The following is a 20665-nucleotide window of genomic DNA, read 5'->3' on the forward strand; positions in this document are numbered from 1 at the left end:
GCCCGAGAGGCGGGGCCACGGACCGTACCCTTGAGCACGTGCAGGAACTCCACGATGCTCCCCTCGCCCCGCTGACCACCTTCCGGCTCGGCGGTCCCGCGGCCCGTCTGATCACCGCGACGACCGACGCCGAGGTGATCGCCGCCGTCCGCGAAGCCGACGACTCCGGAACTCCGCTGCTGATCGTCGGAGGCGGCTCGAACCTCGTCATCGGAGACAAGGGGTTCGACGGCACCGCTCTGCGCATCGCCACGAAGGGCTTCGAACTCGACGGTACGAAACTCGAGTTGGCGGCCGGTGAGGTGTGGACCGACGCGGTGGCCCGCGTCGTGGAGGCCGGCCTCGCGGGCATCGAGTGCCTCGCCGGGATCCCCGGCTCCGCGGGTGCGACGCCGATCCAGAACGTGGGGGCGTACGGCCAGGAGGTCTCGTCGACCATCACCGAAGTGATCGCGTACGACAGGAAGACGCACGAGACGGTCACCGTCACGAACGCCGAGTGCGACTTCTCGTACCGCCACAGCCGTTTCAAGGCCGATGCCGACCGCTTCGTGGTGCTGCGCGTCCGCTTCGCCCTTGAGGACGCCCAGGGGATGAGCGCCCCCCTCAAGTACCCGGAGACGGCCCGCACCCTCGGCGTCGATGCGGGTGACCGGGTCCCGGCGGCCGTCGCCCGCGAGACCGTCCTGAAGCTGCGCGCGGGCAAGGGCATGGTGCTCGACCCCGAGGACCACGACAGCTGGTCGGCCGGGTCCTTCTTCACCAACCCGATCCTCACGGAGGAGGAGTTCGCCGCCTTCCACGCGCGCGTGGTGGACCGTCTGGGCCCGGACGTGGCGCCCCCCGCTTTCCCGACGGACGACGGCCGTGTGAAGACTTCCGCCGCCTGGCTCATCGACAAGGCGGGCTTCACCAAGGGCTACGGAGAGGGTCGGGCCCGCATCTCCACCAAGCACACCCTGGCTCTCACCAACCGCGGCGGCGCGACCACGGAGGACCTGCTCGCCCTCGCCCGTGAGGTCGTCGCCGGAGTGCGGGACGCCTTCGGGGTCACGCTGGTCAACGAGCCGGTGACGGTGGGCGTCAGCCTCTAGGGCACCCTCTGCAGACGCCCTCAGGGCGCCTAGTAGGCGACGCCCACGCCGTGCTTCACCGTCGACAGATCGTCGATCACCGCGAGCATCGCGTGCGCCACATCGGCCCTCCCGATGAACCGCCCGCTGACCGGCGTGCCCCCGACGACCTTGCGGTAGCCGCCCGTCACCGGCTTGTCCTGCAGCCTCGGCGGGCGTACGGACGTCCAGTCCGTCGCGCTGGCCGCCAGATCGGCCTCCATGGCCCGCAGGTCGTCGTACACGGGCTTGAGGATCTTGCTGACCAGGGATCCCATGACCCGGTCGACCATCGGCTGACGCTCGGCCGGAGGTCCGACCGGCGCCGCGCTCACCACCACCAGCCTGCGCACCCCCTCGGCCTCCATCGCGCGCACCACCGACCGCGTGAGCTCGGCCGTGATCCCCGCGTCCGCCCTCTTGCGCGCCCCGAGACCCGAGAGGACCGCGTCCCGCCCGGCCACCGCGGCCCGCAGGGACTCCGGGTCGGTCAGGTCGGCCCGGAACACCTCAAGGCTCTCTCCCGTGGCGCCTGTCGCGCTCAGCCGTGACGGGTCGCGCACCACGGCCGTGACCTCGTGACCCGCCGCGAGCGCCTGCCGGACGATTTCCCCGCCGACACCGCCGGTCGCACCGAACACCGTGAGTTTCATGGCGCATCCTCCTCAGGTGGGTAAGTATTCACTCACCCCTAGGGTCAGTATCCACTCACCCATTCGTCAAGCTTGGTTGGACAGCACATGCAGCAACGGCACATGCAGCAGAAGCCCACCCGGGCCCGCATCCTCGACGCGGCCCACGACCTCATGCTCACCATCGGCCTCGCCCGTGCCACCACCAAGGAGATCGCCAAGGCGGCGGGCTGCTCCGAAGCCGCGCTCTACAAGCACTTCGCGAGCAAGGAGGAGCTGTTCGTGGGCGTCCTCCAGGAGCGGCTGCCCCGCCTCGGCCCGCTTCTGAGCCGCCTCGCCGAGGACCCGGGGGAGCGCTCAGTGGAGGAGAACCTCGCCGAGATCGCCCGTCTGGCCAGCCACTTCTACGCCCAGAGCTTTCCGATCGCCGCGTCCCTGTACGCCGAGACCAAGCTCAAGCGCCGCCACGACGACTCCATGCAGGCGATGGGCATGGGCCCGCACATGCCCATCGAGGCCCTCGACACCTACCTCCGCACCGAACGCGACGCCGGCCGGATCGCCCCCGGGGCCGACACCTTCGCGGCCGCCTCGCTCCTCCTGGGCGCCTGCGCCCAGCGTGCCTTCGCCTACGACTCCACGGTCGGCAAGCAACCCCCGCAGCCCGTCGACGAGTTCGCCGCCGCCCTCGCCCGCACCCTCCTCGCGGGCATCAGCCGCTGAGCCACTCCTCGATCCCCGCCAGGAGCTTCGCCTGTATGTCGACGGGGGCCGCCGAGCCGCGCACCGACTGCCGGGCGAGCTCGGCCAGGTCGCTGTCGTCGAAGGCGTGGTGCTTGCGCGCGATCTCGTACTGCGCGGCGAGCCGTGACCCGAAGAGCAGCGGATCGTCGGCCCCGAGCGCCATCGGCACCCCGGCGTCGTACAAGGTCCGCAGCGGCACGTCCTCGGGCTTCTCGTAGACGCCGAGCGCCACGTTGGACGCCGGGCACACCTCGCAGGTCACGCCCCGCTCGGCGAGGCGCTTCAGGAGCCGCGGGTCCTCGGCCGCCCGTACCCCGTGCCCGATCCGCCCCGCGTGCAGGTCGTCGAGGCAGTCCCGCACCGAAGAGGGCCCGCTGAGCTCACCGCCGTGCGGCGCCGCGAGCAGGCCGCCGTCCCGCGCGATCGCGAAGGCCCGGTCGAAGTCCCGTGCGAAGCCACGGCGTTCGTCGTTGGAGAGCCCGAAGCCGACGATGCCGCGATCGGCGTATCGCACGGCGAGCCGGGCCAGCGTGCGCGCGTCCAGAGGGTGCTTCATGCGGTTCGCGGCGACGAGCACGCGGATTCCCAGGCCGGTGTCCCGCGAGGCGCTCTCGACGGCGTCCAGGATGACTTCCAGGGCCGGGATGAGCCCGCCGAGCCGAGGCGCGTACGACGTCGGGTCGACCTGGATCTCCAGCCACCCGGAGCCGTCCCGCAGATCCTCCTCCGCGGCCTCCCGCACCAGGCGCTGGATGTCCTCGGGCTCCCGCAGACAGGACCGCGCCATGTCGTATAGCCGCTGGAAGCGGAACCACCCGCGCTCATCGGTCGCCCGCAACTGCGGAGGCTCACCGCCGGTCAGCGCCGGGGGCAGCCGTACCCCGTACTTGTCGGCGAGTTCCAGCAGGGTCGTGGGCCGCATCGACCCGGTGAAGTGCAGATGCAGATGGGCCTTCGGCAGCTCTCTTACGTCACGTACACGCTCCATTCGAGGATCTTGCCGTACGGATGTGGCGTCCCGGAAGCCACTTTCCCCATCGTGCACATGCCCGAACGAAGAAACGGGCCGCCTCCCCGCAGAGGGGAGACGGCCCGCACGCGCGCGTGGACCTTCCGAAAAGGGGGACGTGACCGTCAGTCGCGGGCCTCGGCAAGCAGCTTCTGGAGCCGCGAGACGCCCTCTACGAGGTCCTCGTCACCCAGGGCGTACGAAAGACGCAGGTAACCCGGCGTCCCGAAGGCCTCGCCGGGAACGACCGCGACCTCGGCCTCCTCCAGGATCAGCGCGGCGAGCTCCACGGAGTCCTGCGGGCGCTTGCCGCGGATCTCCTTGCCGATGAGGCCCTTCACCGAGGGGTAGGCGTAGAAGGCGCCCTCGGGCTCGGGGCAGAGCACGCCGTCGATCTCGTTCAGCATCCGCACGATGGTCTTGCGGCGCCGGTCGAAGGCCTCACGCATCTTGTCGACGGCGGCCAGGTCGCCGGACACGGCCGCGATGGCCGCGACCTGCGCGACGTTGGAGACGTTCGACGTGGCGTGCGACTGGAGGTTCGTCGCGGCCTTCACCACGTCCTTCGGGCCGACGATCCACCCCACGCGCCAGCCGGTCATCGCGTACGTCTTGGCCACGCCGTTGACCACGATGCACTTGTCGCGCAGCTCGGGCAGGATCGCGGGGAGCGAGGTGAACTTCGCGTCTCCGTAGACGAGGTGTTCGTAGATCTCGTCGGTCATCACCCACAGGCCGTGCTCGACGGCCCAGCGGCCGATCGCCTCGGCGTCGGCCTCGCTGTAGACGGCACCCGTCGGGTTGGACGGCGACACGAAGAGGACGACCTTCGTGCGCTCCGTGCGAGCGGCCTCCAACTGCTCCACCGAGACGCGGTAGCCCGTGGTCTCGTCGGCGACGACGTCGACCGGCACGCCGCCCGCGAGACGGATCGACTCCGGGTACGTCGTCCAGTAGGGAGCCGGGACGATGACCTCGTCGCCCGGGTCGAGGATCGCGGCGAACGCCTGGTAGATGGCCTGCTTGCCGCCGTTCGTCACCAGGACCTGCGAGGCGTCGACCTCGTAGCCGGAGTCGCGCAGCGTCTTCGCGGCGATCGCGGCCTTGAGCTCGGGGAGCCCGCCGGCCGGGGTGTAGCGGTGGTACTTCGGGTTCTTGCAGGCTTCGACGGCGGCTTCGACGATGTAGTCGGGCGTCGGGAAGTCGGGCTCACCCGCGCCGAACCCGATCACCGGCCGCCCGGCGGCCTTGAGGGCCTTCGCCTTGGCGTCGACGGCGAGGGTCGCGGACTCGGAGATCGCGCCGATGCGGGCGGATACCCGGCGCTCGGTGGGAGAAGTGGAAGCGCTCATAACCCCATCGTTCCAGACCCGAAACAACCCCGGCACACAGGTTTCGGTGTTTGCCGACGGACCACCGGATCTGATTCTGTTCGACGGAGGGCCGCAGAGCACGTACACTCACTGCTCGTTGGCCTTCACCGGCCGCACCCTCCCATCGCACTCCGTGCACTCGGGCGGATGCGGTAGGTTGGGGGAAATCAAAGGGTCGTAGCTCAATTGGTAGAGCACTGGTCTCCAAAACCAGCGGTTGGGGGTTCAAGTCCCTCCGGCCCTGCTACACACTCCTCTCGGATGTGTGCGCATGTACGTACTGCATTGCACCGCCGTGCGGCTCATACCGGGCGCGGCACGGCCACGACCCGGAATCAGGTGAGGACGAGTGACGGACGCCGTGGGCTCCATCGACATGCCTGATGCCCAGGACGAGGCGCCGGAGTCCAAGAAGGCCCGCAAGGGCGGCAAGCGCGGCAAGAAGGGCCCCTTCGGCCGTCTCGCGCTCTTCTACCGCCAGATTGTCGCGGAACTCCGCAAGGTCGTCTGGCCGACTCGCAGTCAGCTCACGACCTACACCACCGTGGTGATTGTCTTCGTCGTCATCATGATCGGCCTCGTGACCGTGATTGACTATGGGTTCAACCAGGCCGTCAAGTACGTCTTCGGCTGAGCCGATGGCTGAGCCGAGAGCGAAGGGCGCCGTACCCGGCGCCCGTTTCGCGCGTTCCACCCCTCTGTATCCAGGAAGAAGCAGCCACCGTGTCTGACCCGAACCTGAACGACGCCATCGAGTCGGCGGAGTCCGTGGAGGACAAGCTCGACATCGTCGAGGCGGCGGACGCCGAGGACCCGGACCAGGCCGAAGCTGCTGACGCCGCCGCGGGCGTACCCGCCGAAGAGTCGGCCCTGCACGTCGAGCCCGCCACCGAGTCTGCGGATGACGCCGAGTCCGACGAGTCGGGCGACGAAGCCGCCGCCGACGACGAGACCGAAGAGGCTGCCGAGTCCGCAGAGGACGAGGAGGAGGCCGAGCCGGTCGACCCGATCGTGGCCCTGCGCGAAGAGCTCCGCACCCTCCCCGGCGAGTGGTACGTCATCCACACGTACGCCGGTTACGAGAACCGCGTGAAGACCAACCTCGAGCAGCGTGCCGTCTCGCTGAACGTCGAGGACTTCATCTTCGCGGCCGAGGTGCCGCAAGAAGAGGTCGCGCAGATCAAGAACGGCGAGCGCAAGACGGTCCGTCAGAACAAGCTCCCCGGATACGTCCTGGTGCGCATGGACCTGACGAACGAGTCCTGGGGCGTCGTCCGCAACACCCCCGGCGTCACCGGCTTCGTGGGCAACGCCTACGACCCGTACCCGCTGACCCTGGACGAGATCGTCAAGATGCTCGCCCCCGAGGCCGAGGAGAAGGCAGCCCGCGAGGCCGCCGAGGCCGAGGGCAAGCCGGCTCCGTCCCGCAAGGTCGAGGTCCAGGTTCTGGACTTCGAGGTCGGCGACTCGGTCACCGTCACCGATGGCCCGTTCGCGACGCTGCAGGCGACGATCAACGAGATCAACGCCGACTCGAAGAAGGTCAAGGGTCTCGTAGAGATCTTCGGCCGCGAGACCCCGGTCGAGCTCAGCTTCGACCAGATCCAGAAGAACTAGCCCCTGCGGCTTCCTCTGGAACATACGCCTCCGACCAGGTCAGACGGGCTCTCAAAGCCTGTCTGACCTGCTCGGTTTTTGGCCGCGCGACTATACCCGTTATCGTGGTGCGGTATGCCTCCATCCGGATGACTGGATAGAGGCTGGAAACTCTCACTAGGACCCGGAGAGAGCAATGCCTCCCAAGAAGAAGAAGGTCACGGGGCTTATCAAGCTCCAGATCCAGGCCGGCGCAGCCAACCCGGCCCCGCCGGTCGGCCCCGCGCTGGGCCAGCACGGCGTCAACATCATGGAGTTCTGCAAGGCCTACAACGCCGCGACCGAGTCGCAGCGTGGCTGGGTCATCCCGGTGGAGATCACGGTCTACGAAGACCGCTCCTTCACCTTCGTGACCAAGACTCCGCCGGCCGCCAAGATGATCCTCAAGGCCGCGGGTGTCGAGAAGGGCTCCGGCGAGCCGCACAAGACCAAGGTCGCCAAGATCACTGAGGCGCAGGTCCGCGAGATCGCCACCACCAAGATGGAAGACCTCAACGCCAACGACCTGGACGCCGCGTCGAAGATCATCGCCGGCACCGCCCGTTCCATGGGCATCACGGTCGAGGGCTAAGAGCTTTCCCCGTCTGACCTTTCTCAGTGGTAGGACCAAGCGCTGGTCCGCACCACGACTCCACACCTGAAACCACAGGAGCAGAAGTGAAGCGCAGCAAGACTCTCCGCGCTGCGGACGCCAAGATCGACCGGGACAAGCTCTACGCCCCGCTCGAGGCCGTCCGTCTCGCCAAGGAGACCTCCGCGACCAAGTTCGACGGCACCGTCGAGGTCGCCTTCCGCCTGGGTGTCGACCCGCGCAAGGCCGACCAGATGGTCCGTGGCACCGTGAACCTCCCGCACGGCACCGGCAAGACCGCCCGGGTCCTGGTCTTCGCGACCGGTGACCGTGCTGCGGCCGCGGAAGCCGCTGGGGCCGACATCGTCGGCGCCGACGAGCTCATCGACGAGGTCGCCAAGGGTCGCCTGGACTTCGACGCCGTCGTCGCCACCCCGGACCTCATGGGCAAGGTCGGCCGCCTCGGCCGCGTGCTCGGTCCGCGTGGTCTGATGCCGAACCCGAAGACCGGCACCGTGACCCCCGACGTCGTGAAGGCTGTCAACGACATCAAGGGCGGCAAGATCGAGTTCCGCGTCGACAAGCACTCGAACCTGCACTTCATCATCGGCAAGGTCTCCTTCGACGAGACCAAGCTGGTGGAGAACTACGCCGCGGCGCTGGAGGAGATCCTCCGTCTGAAGCCGTCGGCCGCCAAGGGTCGCTACATCAAGAAGGCCGCCCTTGCCACCACGATGGGCCCCGGCATTCCGCTGGACAGCAACCGCACCCGCAACCTCCTCACCGAGGAGGACCCGGCCGCCGTCTGAATCTGACGGCAGTCGCGTCGCGTACGCGTTTGTGAGACGGGCCCCGCAACCTTTCGAGGTGCGGGGCCCGTCCTCGTATTAGTGCATGTCCGTCAGAGCTGTCAGGGCACTGCGCTAGCGTGCAAAATTCACACGAGTGCAAGGGGTGGGATGTCATGAACAGCACGACCATGCGACGTGCGTGTCTGTCGATCGCGGTGGCCGCGGCGCTGACCGGGGTCGCGGCCTGTGGCTCCTCCGGCGGCGACGGCGACGCGAAGAGCAAGGAGAACGGCTCCGATGCCCTCAGCCCGATAGCCGCCCTGCGCACCATCCAGGACAAGACCGATAACGCCGACTCGGCCAAGGTCGAGGGCAAGACGGTCATGGGCACCCAGATGTCGATGGACATGAAGGGCGTCATGGACTGGAAGGACGGCGTGACCGGCGAGGTGACGGCGACCCTCACCGGCGGCACCGCCGCCGACCAGATGGAACAGCTGGGCCAGTCCACGATCGACTACCGCTACCTGCCCGACGCGTACTACGCGAACATGGGCGACAAGTTCGCCTCGCAGTCAGGCGGCAAGCACTGGATCGAGTACGACTACGCCACGCTGGCCGAGATGGGCGGCGCCGCGGGTGAAGCCTTCAAGGACCAGATGCAGAACACCACGCCCAACCAGTCGGTGAAGATGCTCCTCGCGTCCGGCGACGTGAAGCGCGTGGGCGAGGACAGCGTCCGGGGCACGAAGGCGACCCACTACTCGGGAACCGTCGACGTCGCCGACCTCACCGGCAAGAGCACGGACCTCGACGCCGGGCAGATGGCCGAGCTGAAGAAGCAGTTCAAGCAGGCCGGGATGAGCACCGAGAAGATCGACATCTGGGTCAACGGCGACGATCTGCTGGTCAAGAAGACCGAGAAGGCCGACATGAAGACCGGTTCCTTCTCGCAGACGGTCTACTACAGCGACTACGGCACACAGGTCTCCGCCGAGAAGCCCCCGGCCGGGGACACCCTGAGCTTCAAGGACCTCATGAAGCAGCAGCCCCAGGCCTGACCTGGCCGTCAGGTATTCTCGCCGGACCGAATTGTGTCGATCATGTGTTCCTAGGGGTGGGGTCATGACTGTGAAGAGAATGGCGGGCGCAGTGCTCGCGACCGCGATGTTGTGTACGGGTGCGGTGGCCTGCGGAGGCTCCGACGACAAGGCCGGCGGGGCTGCCTCGGGGGAGACGCAGTCCCGGTCGAAGGTGACCGAGGTCATCACGGCGGCGTACGAGAAGACCTCGAAGGCCAAGTCGGCCAAGGTCGACATGACGATGACCGCGCCGAAGTCGGTGGGCGGCGCGAGCGGCGACATGAAGATGTCCGGTGTCATGGGCTGGGACCCGACCGTCATGGATATGACGATGACTGGTTCGGCGCTCACGGAGGGCGGCCCCGAGGCTCCGGAGAAGGTCCGGCTGCTCTGGCTCGACAACGTCATGTACATGGACATGGGGGCGGCGGCCGCCAAGGACATGGACGGCAAGCAGTGGATGAAGATGGATCTGAACTCCATCGCCGAGCAGTCCGGTGACGAGAAGATCGCGAAGCAGCTCACCGGCGGCCTGGACAGCATGAACCAGGACCCGGCGCAGCAGCTCGCACTGCTCCTCGATTCGAAGAATCTCAAGCACATGGGCCCGGCCAAGGTCGACGGTGTGCAGACCCAGCGCTACAAGGGCCGGCTCTCCGTCAAGGAAATGATGGAGACGAACAAGGGCCTCAGCGACGTGCTCAGCAAGAGCGAGCGCGAGGAGATGTTCAAGGGCATCGAGAAGTCGGGCATCAAGGGTTACGACACCGAGGTCTGGGTCAACGAGGACGATTACCCGGTCCGTATGGACGTCGACATCAAGTCCCCCGAGGGCACGATGAAGATGTCCCAGAAGTTCTCCGACTACGGCGCCGAGGCCAAGGTGACCGCTCCGCCGGCCGGGAAGACCTTCGACCTGATGGAGATGTTCAAGGAGCTCGGTAAGGACGGCTCAGGAGCCGGCGCCGACAGCGGCTTCTGACCGGCCCCGGACCGCGTTTCTGAGCCGATTTGCCTGACGCGAACTGGTTCGCGTACTCTTCCACAGAAGCCAAAGACCGCTGGTCGTTGCCGTGTTCTCGCAAGAGAGTGCGGTGGCCGAAGGATCCGCTGAAACTGCGGACGACCCGCGTAGGTGACTGTGGAAGTGAGTGCTCCCGGACGGATTTCCGTCAGGTCGAGCTCATGCCCCGGCGCCTGCGCCGGGGCGTTTTGTTTTGTCAGCCCCTTTTGAGCGGTCCTCATCACCCGGAAGGAGGCTGACGCTTTATGCCGACGCCCGACAAGGCTGCCGCGGTAGCCGAGCTCACGGACAAGTTCCGCAGCTCGAACGCCGCCGTGCTGACCGAGTACCGGGGTCTCACCGTGGCCCAGCTCAAGCAGCTGCGCCGTTCGCTCGGTGAGAACTCCGAGTACGCCGTGGTGAAGAACACGCTGACCAAGATCGCGGCCAACGAGGCCGGGATCAACACGCTGGACGACCTGTTCACGGGTCCGACGGCGGTTGCCTTCGTCACCGGTGACCCGGTGGTGTCGGCGAAGGGTCTTCGTGACTTCGCCAAGGACAACCCCAACCTCATCATCAAGGGCGGTGTCCTTGACGGTAAGGCGCTGTCCGCCGATGAGTTCAAGAAGCTCGCGGACCTCGAGTCCCGCGAGGTTCTGCTCAGCAAGCTGGCCGGCGCGCTGAAGGGCAAGCAGACGCAGACTGCGCAGCTCTTCCAGGCGCTGCCGTCGAAGTTCGTCCGCACCGCGGAGGCGCTTCGTGCCAAGCAGGCCGAGCAGGGCGGTGCCGAGTAATTCGGCTCGCGCATTGATCGCCGCCCGATAGGGCGACGGTCGCAGCGGGCCCAACGTACGCCCGCCTTCATGTACACCCGGCACCAGCCGAATTAGTGGAAGGATCGCCCATCATGGCGAAGCTCAGCCAGGAAGACCTGCTTGCTCAGTTCGAGGAGCTCACCCTCATCGAGCTCTCCGAGTTCGTGAAGGCCTTCGAGGAGAAGTTCGACGTCACCGCCGCCGCGGCCGTCGCCGCCGCCCCGGCCGGCCCGGGCGCCGTTGCCGAGGCCGTCGAGGAGCAGGACGAGTTCGACGTCGTCCTCACCGGCGCCGGCGAGAAGAAGATCCAGGTCATCAAGGTCGTGCGTGAGCTGACCTCGCTGGGTCTCAAGGAGGCCAAGGACCTCGTCGACGGCACCCCGAAGCCCGTCCTCGAGAAGGTCACCAAGGAGGCCGCCGAGAAGGCTGCCGAGTCCCTCAAGGCTGCCGGCGCCTCGGTCGAGGTCAAGTAACCTCGCGAGTCGTCTGACTCCTTTTGAGCGTCGTTCAGGCGACGCCAGCCAAGGGCGATCACCCATCTGGGTGGTCGCCCTTCGGCGTTCTCCGGCGCACCCAGACGGCTGCCTTGCGTAGCCCGCCCCGACGAGTATGGTGATCTTCGTTGTGCCTCGGAACGGCCGTGACGGTGACGCTCTGAGAGCCATGTCGGGGCAGGGGGGCCTTGACGAACCGCACGCAGCGCGCAATTCTCAGGACGCGTCGTCACAACGATCCGCATCCGAGGCATGGATCGACGGCGAAGAGGGCAGTATCGATGCGTTGAGGACGTGGCTTGCCGCAGGTGTTGAGAACAACGAGGGTCTCCCAAAACCCGCACTGGACATCAGTGGGCCTAGTGGCTACACTGACCCTTTGCGCTGCCTGTTAGCTGCCTCCTGCCCGTCACCAGGGGCATGCCCATGCTTGAGCACTGTGGACCGAATCTTCCCTGACCTGGGAATTCTGTCCCCCTGTCCAGCCTGGGACCGGTACGCGCGTAGTGAGTCCGAGCCCTCGGAAGGACCCCCTCTTGGCCGCCTCGCGCACTGCCTCGACCGCGAATACGAACAACGGCGCCAGCACCGCCCCGCTGCGCATCTCCTTTGCAAAGATCAGGGAGCCCCTCGAGGTTCCGAACCTTCTTGCGCTGCAGACCGAGAGCTTTGACTGGCTGCTCGGGAATGAAGCGTGGAAGGCTCGTGTCGAGGCGGCTCTCGACAGTGGACAGGACGTCCCCACCAAGTCCGGTCTGGAGGAGATCTTCGAGGAGATCTCTCCGATCGAGGACTTCTCAGGGTCGATGTCCCTGACGTTCCGCGACCACCGTTTTGAGCCCTCCAAGAACTCCATCGACGAGTGCAAGGAGCGCGACTTCACGTTCGCCGCTCCGCTCTTCGTCACTGCCGAGTTCACCAACAACGAGACCGGCGAGATCAAGTCCCAGACGGTCTTCATGGGCGATTTCCCGCTCATGACGAACAAGGGCACCTTCGTCATCAACGGCACCGAGCGTGTCGTCGTGTCGCAGCTGGTCCGTTCGCCGGGTGTCTACTTCGATTCCTCGATCGACAAGACGTCCGACAAGGACATCTTCTCCGCCAAGATCATCCCGTCCCGGGGTGCCTGGCTGGAGATGGAGATCGACAAGCGCGACATGGTCGGTGTCCGCATCGACCGCAAGCGCAAGCAGTCGGTCACCGTTCTGCTCAAGGCTCTCGGTTGGACGACCGAGCAGATCCTTGAAGAGTTCGGCGAGTACGAGTCCATGCGCGCCACCCTGGAGAAGGACCACACCCAGGGCCAGGACGACGCGCTGCTCGACATCTACCGCAAGCTGCGTCCTGGCGAGCCGCCGACCCGTGAGGCCGCTCAGACGCTGCTTGAGAACCTCTACTTCAACCCGAAGCGCTACGACCTCGCGAAGGTCGGCCGCTACAAGGTGAACAAGAAGCTGGGTGCGGACGCTCCGCTCGACGCGGGCATCCTCACGGTCGAGGACATCATCGCCTCGATCAAGTACCTGGTGAAGCTGCACGCCGGTGAGGTCGAGACCGTTGGTGACAGCGGTACGTCGATCGTCGTCGAGACCGACGACATCGACCACTTCGGCAACCGTCGTCTGCGTAACGTCGGCGAGCTCATCCAGAACCAGGTCCGCACGGGTCTGGCTCGTATGGAGCGCGTCGTCCGTGAGCGCATGACGACTCAGGACGTCGAGGCGATCACGCCGCAGACACTGATCAACATCCGGCCGGTCGTCGCCTCCATCAAGGAGTTCTTCGGCACCAGCCAGCTGTCGCAGTTCATGGACCAGAACAACCCGCTGTCGGGTCTCACCCACAAGCGCCGTCTGTCGGCGCTTGGCCCGGGTGGTCTCTCCCGTGAGCGGGCCGGCTTCGAGGTCCGTGACGTGCACCCGTCTCACTACGGCCGCATGTGCCCGATTGAGACCCCTGAAGGCCCGAACATCGGTCTGATCGGTTCGCTCGCCTCGTACGGCCGCGTCAACGCGTTCGGCTTCGTCGAGACGCCGTACCGCAAGGTCATCGAGGGCGTCGTCACCGACGACGTCGACTACCTGACGGCCGATGAAGAAGACCGCTTCGTGATCGCCCAGGCCAACGCCGTGCTGGGTGAGGACATGCGCTTCACCGAGTCGCGCGTCCTGGTCCGCCGTCGTGGCGGCGAGATCGACTACATCCCCGGCGACGACGTCGACTACATGGACGTCTCGCCGCGCCAGATGGTGTCGGTCGCGACCGCGATGATCCCGTTCCTCGAGCACGACGACGCCAACCGTGCCCTCATGGGCGCGAACATGATGCGTCAGGCCGTGCCGCTGATCACCGCCGAGGCTCCCCTCGTCGGCACCGGCATGGAGTACCGCTGTGCGGTCGACGCCGGTGACGTGATCAAGGCCGAGAAGGCGGGTGTGGTCCAGGAGGTTTCCGCGGACTACGTCACGGTCACGAACGACGACGGCACGTACACCACGTACCGCATCGCCAAGTTCTCCCGGTCGAACCAGGGCACCTCGGTCAACCAGAAGGTTGTCGTCGACGAGGGCGCCCGCGTGATCGAGGGCCAGGTTCTGGCCGACGGTCCCGCGACCGAAGAGGGCGAGATGGCCCTCGGCAAGAACCTGCTCGTGGCGTTCATGCCCTGGGAAGGTCACAACTACGAGGACGCGATCATCCTGTCGCAGCGCCTCGTACAGGACGACGTCCTCTCCTCGATTCACATCGAGGAGCACGAGGTCGACGCCCGTGACACCAAGCTGGGTCCGGAGGAGATCACCCGGGACATCCCGAACGTCTCCGAAGAGGTCCTCGCCGACCTCGACGAGCGCGGCATCATCCGTATCGGTGCCGAGGTCGTCGCCGGCGACATCCTCGTCGGCAAGGTCACGCCCAAGGGCGAGACCGAGCTGACGCCGGAGGAGCGCCTGCTCCGTGCGATCTTCGGTGAGAAGGCGCGCGAAGTGCGCGACACCTCGCTGAAGGTGCCGCACGGTGAGATCGGCAAGGTCATCGGCGTACGCGTCTTCGACCGTGAAGAGGGCGACGAGCTGCCGCCGGGCGTGAACCAGCTGGTTCGTGTCTACGTGGCGCAGAAGCGCAAGATCACGGACGGCGACAAGCTCGCAGGCCGGCACGGCAACAAGGGTGTCATCTCCAAGATCCTTCCGATCGAGGACATGCCCTTCCTTGAGGACGGCACGCCGGTCGACATCATCCTCAACCCGCTGGGTGTCCCGTCCCGAATGAACCCGGGTCAGGTCCTGGAGATCCACCTCGGCTGGCTCGCCAGCCAGGGCTGGGACGTCTCCGGTCTCAGCGAGGAGTGGGCGCAGAGCCTGCAGCGCATCGGCGCCGACCAGGTCGCCCCGCGGACGAACGTCGCGACTCCGGTCTTCGACGGCGCCCGCGAGGACGAGCTGACCGGCCTCCTCGAGCACACCGTCCCGAACCGCGACGGCGACCGCATGGTCATGCCGTCCGGCAAGGCGCGGCTGTTCGACGGACGCTCGGGCGAGCCGTTCCCGGACCCGATCTCGATCGGGTACATGTACATCCTCAAGCTGCACCACCTGGTCGACGACAAGCTCCACGCCCGTTCGACCGGTCCGTACTCCATGATCACCCAGCAGCCGCTGGGTGGTAAGGCTCAGTTCGGTGGTCAGCGCTTCGGTGAGATGGAGGTGTGGGCGCTCGAGGCTTATGGCGCCGCTTACGCCCTCCAGGAGCTGCTGACGATCAAGTCCGACGACGTGACCGGCCGCGTGAAGGTCTACGAGGCCATCGTCAAGGGCGAGAACATCCCCGAGCCCGGCATTCCCGAGTCCTTCAAGGTGCTCATCAAGGAAATGCAGTCGCTCTGCCTCAACGTGGAGGTGCTGTCCTCGGACGGCATGTCCATCGAGATGCGCGACACCGACGAGGACGTCTTCCGCGCGGCGGAAGAGCTCGGTATCGACCTGTCCCGGCGCGAGCCGAGCAGCGTCGAAGAGGTCTGACGGGTTGGCCGGCCGGACCTCGTGTCCGGTCGGCTCTCCCCGGACCCGTTCAGACCATGATTGAGACTCGACCCCGAAAGAGGGATTGACGACAAAGTGCTCGACGTCAACTTCTTCGACGAGCTGCGGATCGGCCTTGCCACCGCGGACGACATCCGACAGTGGTCCCACGGCGAGGTCAAGAAGCCGGAGACCATCAACTACCGCACGCTCAAGCCCGAGAAGGACGGACTCTTCTGCGAGAAGATCTTCGGTCCGACCCGGGACTGGGAGTGCTACTGCGGTAAGTACAAGCGTGTCCGCTTCAAGGGCATCATCTGCGAGCGCTGCGGCGTCGAGGTCACTCGCGCCAAGGTGCGTCGTGAGCGGATGGGCCACATTGAGCTGGCCGCCCCTGTCACGCACATCTGGTACTTCAAGGGCGTCCCGTCGCGCCTCGGCTACCTGCTTGATCTCGCTCCGAAGGACCTCGAAAAGGTCATCTACTTCGCGGCGTACATGATCACGTTCGTGGACGAGGAGCGCCGTACGCGTGACCTGCCCTCCCTGGAGGCGCACGTCTCCGTGGAGCGTCAGCAGGTCGAGAACCGTCGCGACTCCGACCTCGAAGCCCGCGCCAAGAAGCTCGAGACCGACCTGGCCGAGCTTGAGGCCGAGGGCGCCAAGGCCGACGTGCGCCGCAAGGTGCGCGAAGGTGCCGAGCGGGAGATGAAGCAGCTGCGCGACCGTGCGCAGCGCGAGATCGACCGTCTCGACGAGGTGTGGAACCGCTTCAAGAACCTCAAGGTCCAGGACCTGGAGGGTGACGAGCTGCTCTACCGCGAGCTGCGTGACCGTTTCGGCACGTACTTCGACGGTTCGATGGGTGCCGCCGCACTGCAGAAGCGCCTTGAGTCGTTCGACCTGGATGAGGAAGCCGAGCGGCTTCGCGAGATCATCCGTACCGGCAAGGGCCAGAAGAAGACCCGTGCGCTCAAGCGCCTCAAGGTCGTCTCCGCGTTCCTGCAGACCAGCAACAGCCCCAAGGGCATGGTGCTCGACTGCGTGCCGGTCATCCCGCCGGACCTGCGTCCGATGGTGCAGCTGGACGGTGGCCGCTTCGCGACCTCCGACCTGAACGACCTGTACCGCCGCGTGATCAACCGCAACAACCGCCTGAAGCGGCTTCTCGACCTCGGTGCTCCCGAGATCATCGTGAACAACGAGAAGCGCATGCTCCAGGAGGCCGTGGACGCCCTCTTCGACAACGGTCGTCGTGGTCGCCCGGTCACCGGTCCCGGTAACCGCCCGCTGAAGTCCCTGAGCGACATGCTCAAGGGCAAGCAGGGTCGTTTCCGTCAGAACCTTCTCGGTAAGCGTGTGGACTACTCCGCGCGTTCCGTGATCGTCGTCGGCCCGCAGCTGAAGCTGCACCAGTGTGGTCTGCCGAAGGCCATGGCTCTGGAGCTCTTCAAGCCGTTCGTGATGAAGCGCCTGGTTGACCTCAACCACGCGCAGAACATCAAGTCGGCGAAGCGCATGGTCGAGCGCGGCCGCACGGTCGTGTACGACGTCCTGGAAGAGGTCATCGCCGAGCACCCGGTTCTCCTGAACCGTGCGCCGACGCTGCACCGCCTCGGCATCCAGGCCTTCGAGCCGCAGCTGGTCGAGGGCAAGGCCATTCAGATTCACCCGCTCGTCTGCACCGCGTTCAACGCGGACTTCGACGGTGACCAGATGGCCGTGCACCTGCCGCTCTCCGCGGAGGCGCAGGCCGAGGCCCGCATCCTGATGCTGTCCTCGAACAACATCCTGAAGCCGGCAGACGGCCGCCCCGTCACCATGCCGACCCAGGACATGGTCCTTGGCCTCTTCTTCCTCACGACGGACGAGGAAGAGCGCAAGGTCATCGGTGAGGGCCGTTCGTTCGGCTCCTCCGCCGAGGCGACCATGGCGTTCGACGCCAAGGAGCTCTCGCTCCAGGCGAAGGTCGACATCCGCTTCCCGGTGGGCACCATCCCGCCGCGCGGCTGGACCCCGCCGGCCGTCGAAGAGGGCGAGCAGGAGTACCAGCAGGGCGACAGCTTCCGGCTGCGTACGACCCTGGGCCGCGCGCTCTTCAACGAGCTGCTGCCCGAGGACTACCCGTTCGTCGACTACTCGGTGGGCAAGAAGCAGCTCTCCGAGATCGTCAACGACCTGGCCGAGCGCTACCCCAAGGTCATCGTGGCGGCGACGCTCGACAACCTGAAGGCGGCGGGCTTCTTCTGGGCGACCCGTTCCGGTGTCACCGTGGCCATCTCCGACGTCGTGGTCCCCGAGGCCAAGAAGGCGATCGTCGCGGGCTACGAGGCGCAGGACGAGAAGGTCCAGAAGCAGTACGAGCGCGGTCTGATCACCAAGGACGAGCGCACGCAGGAGCTCATCGCGATCTGGACCAAGGCGACCAACGAGGTTGCCGAGGCGATGAACGCGAACTTCCCCAAGACGAACCCCATCTTCATGATGGTTGACTCGGGTGCCCGAGGAAACATGATGCAGATGCGTCAGATCGCCGGTATGCGTGGTCTGGTGTCGAACGCGAAGAACGAGACGATCCCGCGTCCGATTAAGGCCTCCTTCCGTGAAGGCCTGTCGGTGCTCGAGTACTTCATCTCGACTCACGGTGCTCGTAAGGGTCTTGCGGACACGGCTCTCCGTACCGCTGACTCCGGTTACCTCACCCGTCGTCTGGTCGACGTCTCTCAGGACGTCATCATTCGCGAGGAGGACTGTGGCACCGAGCGCGGTCTGAAGCTGAAGATCGCGGTCAAGGGCGAGGACGGTGTGCTCCGCAAGACGGAGAACGTCGAGACCTCGGTGTACGCCCGCATGCTGGCCGAGGACGTCGTCATCGACGGCAAGGTCATCGCGCCGGCGAACGTCGACCTCGGTGACGTCCTCATCGACGCCCTGGTCGCCAACGGCGTCGAGGAGGTCAAGACCCGCTCGGTCCTGACCTGTGAGTCCGCGGTCGGCACCTGTGCCTTCTGCTACGGCCGTTCGCTCGCCACCGGCAAGCTGGTCGACATCGGTGAGGCGGTCGGCATCATCGCCGCCCAGTCCATCGGTGAGCCCGGCACGCAGCTGACGATGCGTACGTTCCACACCGGTGGTGTGGCCGGTGACGACATCACCCAGGGTCTGCCCCGTGTCGTCGAGCTCTTCGAGGCTCGTACGCCCAAGGGTGTCGCCCCGATCTCGGAGGCGGCAGGCCGCATCCGTATCGAGGAGACCGAGAAGACCAAGAAGATCGTCGTCACGCCGGACGACGGCAGCGACGAGACTCCCTTCCCGATCTCGAAGCGCGCCAAGGTCCTCGTGCGTGAGGGTGACCACGTCGAGGTGGGCCAGAAGCTCACCTTCGGTGCCACCAACCCGCACGACGTGCTGCGGATCCTCGGTCAGCGCGCGGTCCAGGTCCACCTGGTCGGCGAAGTCCAGAAGGTCTACAACAGCCAGGGCGTGTCGATCCACGACAAGCACATCGAGATCATCATCCGGCAGATGCTGCGCCGCGTGACGATCATCGAGTCCGGCGACGCGGAACTGCTGCCGGGCGAGCTCGTCGAGCGTTCGAAGTTCGAGACCGAGAACCGTCGCACGGTCACGGAAGGCGGCCACCCGGCCTCCGGCCGTCCGCAGCTGATGGGTATCACCAAGGCCTCGCTGGCGACGGAGTCGTGGCTGTCCGCGGCTTCCTTCCAGGAGACGACCAGGGTCCTGACGGACGCGGCGATCAACGCCAAGTCCGACTCCCTGATCGGCCTCAAGGAGAACGTCATCATCGGTAAGCTCATCCCGGCCGGTACGGGTCTTTCCCGCTACCGCAACATCCGGGTGGAGCCGACCGAAGAGGCCAAGGCAGCGATGTACTCGGCCGTCGGTTACGACGACATCGACTACTCGCCCTTCGGCACCGGCTCCGGCCAGGCTGTTCCGCTGGAGGACTACGACTACGGGCCTTACAACCAGTAGGCGTTGCTTGCCAGTCGCTTGAGTTGAACTGAAGGGCGCTCACTCCGTTTCTTACGGGGTGGGCGCCCTTCGGCGTTCTCGGGCGTTCCAGAGGCTGTCAGGACTCCTCAGAGGGCGCCTGCCCGGGCTGAGAGGGCCTCTCACGGCACGGGGCTCTACCTCTCGGCTGCCCGTCGACGGACCACGGCGTGTGGGGGAGCGGGCTGCTCAGCGGCAATCGATCAAGGTATTCACGGTGTCCCTGATCCGTCCAGATGCCCGGCGTGTCGGGGCCCATCGCATTTGTTTTGACCAACCCCGATGAGGTAGGTACGCTCAGACCTTGTGCCTGGGGTGTGCCTGGGCTCGCGCGCGTGTCTTCAGCCGCATCGTGAGTCCGAGAACGGCCACCGTGATCTGCGCTCCTTCCGCCTTGCGGCGGGAATCTGCAGCATTCGACACACCCGACCGCGTGGGTCGGGCGACGTTCCAGGTTAGCTTTACATTCGGCACACAGAAACCGGAGAAGTAGTGCCTACGATCCAGCAGCTGGTCCGGAAGGGCCGGCAGGACAAGGTCGAGAAGAACAAGACGCCCGCACTCGAGGGTTCGCCCCAGCGCCGCGGCGTCTGCACGCGTGTGTTCACGACCACCCCGAAGAAGCCGAACTCGGCCCTCCGTAAGGTCGCGCGTGTGCGTCTGACCTCCGGGATCGAGGTTACGGCCTACATTCCGGGTGAGGGACACAACCTGCAGGAGCACTCCATCGTGCTCGTGCGTGGTGGCCGTGTGAAGGACCTGCCGGGTGTTCGGTACAAGATCATCCGCGGCTCCCTTGACACCCAGGGCGTCAAGAACCGCAAGCAGGCCCGCAGCCGCTACGGCGCCAAGAAGGAGAAGTAGAAATGCCTCGTAAGGGCCCCGCCCCGAAGCGCCCGGTCATCATCGACCCGGTCTACGGTTCTCCTCTGGTGACTTCCCTCATCAACAAGGTGCTGCTGAACGGCAAGCGCTCCACCGCTGAGCGCATCGTGTACGGCGCCATGGAGGGCCTGCGCGAGAAGACCGGCAACGACCCGGTCATCACGCTCAAGCGCGCGCTGGAAAACATCAAGCCGACTCTCGAGGTCAAGTCCCGCCGTGTCGGTGGCGCGACCTACCAGGTCCCGATCGAGGTCAAGCCGGGCCGTGCGAACACGCTCGCCCTGCGCTGGCTGGTCGGTTACTCCCGCGCCCGTCGCGAGAAGACCATGACCGAGCGTCTGCTCAACGAGCTCCTCGACGCCTCCAACGGCCTTGGTGCCGCTGTGAAGAAGCGTGAGGACACCCACAAGATGGCCGAGTCCAACAAGGCCTTCGCGCACTACCGCTGGTAGTCGCTAC

General features: G+C 66.3%; 17 protein-coding genes and 1 tRNA gene. 15 read left to right on the top strand and 3 right to left on the bottom strand.

Annotated elements, in window-relative coordinates; translation table 11 throughout:
* Positions 1 to 1094: UDP-N-acetylmuramate dehydrogenase (locus tag ACFQ7F_RS28150; protein WP_383275847.1), on the top strand; the 1094-nt coding region annotated here is incomplete at its 5' end.
* A gap of 29 nt (positions 1095 to 1123) precedes the next feature.
* Here the strand turns inward: ACFQ7F_RS28150 and ACFQ7F_RS28155 are convergent.
* On the bottom strand, positions 1124 to 1765 hold the full coding sequence (locus tag ACFQ7F_RS28155; RefSeq protein ID WP_383275850.1) for an NAD(P)-dependent oxidoreductase: 642 nt from the start codon (positions 1763 to 1765) through the stop codon (positions 1124 to 1126).
* A 102-nt stretch (positions 1766 to 1867) separates the two neighbouring features.
* On the opposite strand from ACFQ7F_RS28155, the gene ACFQ7F_RS28160 reads away from it, so the two are divergent.
* A complete protein-coding gene (locus ACFQ7F_RS28160; RefSeq protein WP_383275853.1) occupies positions 1868 to 2467 on the top strand; it encodes a TetR/AcrR family transcriptional regulator in 600 nt (199 codons plus the stop codon).
* Here the strand turns inward: ACFQ7F_RS28160 and ACFQ7F_RS28165 are convergent.
* Both ACFQ7F_RS28165 and ACFQ7F_RS28170 read right to left on the bottom strand, forming a co-directional pair.
* Positions 2457 to 3476, bottom strand: coding sequence for an adenosine deaminase (locus ACFQ7F_RS28165; protein ID WP_383275856.1), 1020 nt, complete (start codon positions 3474 to 3476; stop codon positions 2457 to 2459). The genes ACFQ7F_RS28160 and ACFQ7F_RS28165 overlap by 11 nt on opposite strands.
* Before the next feature lie 146 nt (positions 3477 to 3622).
* A complete protein-coding gene (locus tag ACFQ7F_RS28170) occupies positions 3623 to 4849 on the bottom strand; it encodes a pyridoxal phosphate-dependent aminotransferase (RefSeq protein ID WP_383275859.1) in 1227 nt (408 codons plus the stop codon).
* A gap of 192 nt (positions 4850 to 5041) precedes the next feature.
* Here ACFQ7F_RS28170 and ACFQ7F_RS28175 point away from each other — a divergent pair.
* From ACFQ7F_RS28175 to rpsG, 13 genes are all read left to right on the top strand, one after another.
* Positions 5042 to 5114 (top strand) — tRNA-Trp (locus ACFQ7F_RS28175).
* A gap of 105 nt (positions 5115 to 5219) precedes the next feature.
* Positions 5220 to 5504, top strand: coding sequence for a preprotein translocase subunit SecE (gene secE, locus ACFQ7F_RS28180; protein WP_383275861.1), 285 nt, complete (start codon positions 5220 to 5222; stop codon positions 5502 to 5504).
* An 89-nt stretch (positions 5505 to 5593) separates the two neighbouring features.
* Positions 5594 to 6487, top strand: coding sequence for a transcription termination/antitermination protein NusG (gene nusG / locus ACFQ7F_RS28185; protein ID WP_383275864.1), 894 nt, complete (start codon positions 5594 to 5596; stop codon positions 6485 to 6487).
* A gap of 175 nt (positions 6488 to 6662) precedes the next feature.
* Positions 6663 to 7097: a 50S ribosomal protein L11 gene (gene rplK, locus ACFQ7F_RS28190; protein WP_160506641.1), complete on the top strand. Its 435-nt coding sequence runs from the start codon at positions 6663 to 6665 to the stop codon at positions 7095 to 7097.
* A gap of 86 nt (positions 7098 to 7183) precedes the next feature.
* Positions 7184 to 7906, top strand: a complete 723-nt coding sequence (gene rplA / locus ACFQ7F_RS28195) for a 50S ribosomal protein L1 (RefSeq protein WP_344522028.1) — start codon at positions 7184 to 7186, stop codon at positions 7904 to 7906.
* 155 nt (positions 7907 to 8061) lie between these two features.
* Positions 8062 to 8949: a hypothetical protein gene (locus tag ACFQ7F_RS28200; RefSeq protein WP_383275869.1), complete on the top strand. Its 888-nt coding sequence runs from the start codon at positions 8062 to 8064 to the stop codon at positions 8947 to 8949.
* A 64-nt stretch (positions 8950 to 9013) separates the two neighbouring features.
* Positions 9014 to 9952, top strand: a complete 939-nt coding sequence (locus tag ACFQ7F_RS28205) for a hypothetical protein (RefSeq protein ID WP_383275872.1) — start codon at positions 9014 to 9016, stop codon at positions 9950 to 9952.
* Between the two features lie 287 nt (positions 9953 to 10239).
* Positions 10240 to 10770 carry a 50S ribosomal protein L10 gene (gene rplJ, locus ACFQ7F_RS28210; protein ID WP_383275875.1) on the top strand — a complete coding sequence of 177 codons (531 nt, stop codon included), beginning with the start codon at positions 10240 to 10242 and terminating at the stop codon, positions 10768 to 10770.
* 113 nt (positions 10771 to 10883) lie between these two features.
* Positions 10884 to 11264 carry a 50S ribosomal protein L7/L12 gene (gene rplL, locus ACFQ7F_RS28215; RefSeq protein ID WP_383275878.1) on the top strand — a complete coding sequence of 127 codons (381 nt, stop codon included), beginning with the start codon at positions 10884 to 10886 and terminating at the stop codon, positions 11262 to 11264.
* A 557-nt stretch (positions 11265 to 11821) separates the two neighbouring features.
* The gene (rpoB, locus tag ACFQ7F_RS28220) at positions 11822 to 15307 is read left to right on the top strand and encodes a DNA-directed RNA polymerase subunit beta (RefSeq protein ID WP_383275880.1); all 3486 of its coding nucleotides are present in this window, start codon (positions 11822 to 11824) and stop codon (positions 15305 to 15307) included.
* 96 nt (positions 15308 to 15403) lie between these two features.
* Positions 15404 to 19303, top strand: coding sequence for a DNA-directed RNA polymerase subunit beta' (locus ACFQ7F_RS28225; protein ID WP_383275883.1), 3900 nt, complete (start codon positions 15404 to 15406; stop codon positions 19301 to 19303).
* Positions 19304 to 19813: 510 nt separating this feature from the next.
* Positions 19814 to 20185 carry a 30S ribosomal protein S12 gene (gene rpsL / locus ACFQ7F_RS28230; protein WP_003948652.1) on the top strand — a complete coding sequence of 124 codons (372 nt, stop codon included), beginning with the start codon at positions 19814 to 19816 and terminating at the stop codon, positions 20183 to 20185.
* 2 nt (positions 20186 to 20187) lie between these two features.
* Positions 20188 to 20658 (top strand): 30S ribosomal protein S7, encoded by a 471-nt coding sequence (gene rpsG, locus ACFQ7F_RS28235; protein ID WP_003974303.1) that lies wholly within the window; start codon positions 20188 to 20190, stop codon positions 20656 to 20658.
* Positions 20659 to 20665: the final 7 nt, after the last annotated feature.

Source organism: Streptomyces sp. NPDC056486 (assembly GCF_042795295.1).
Lineage (GTDB): Bacteria > Actinomycetota > Actinomycetes > Streptomycetales > Streptomycetaceae > Streptomyces.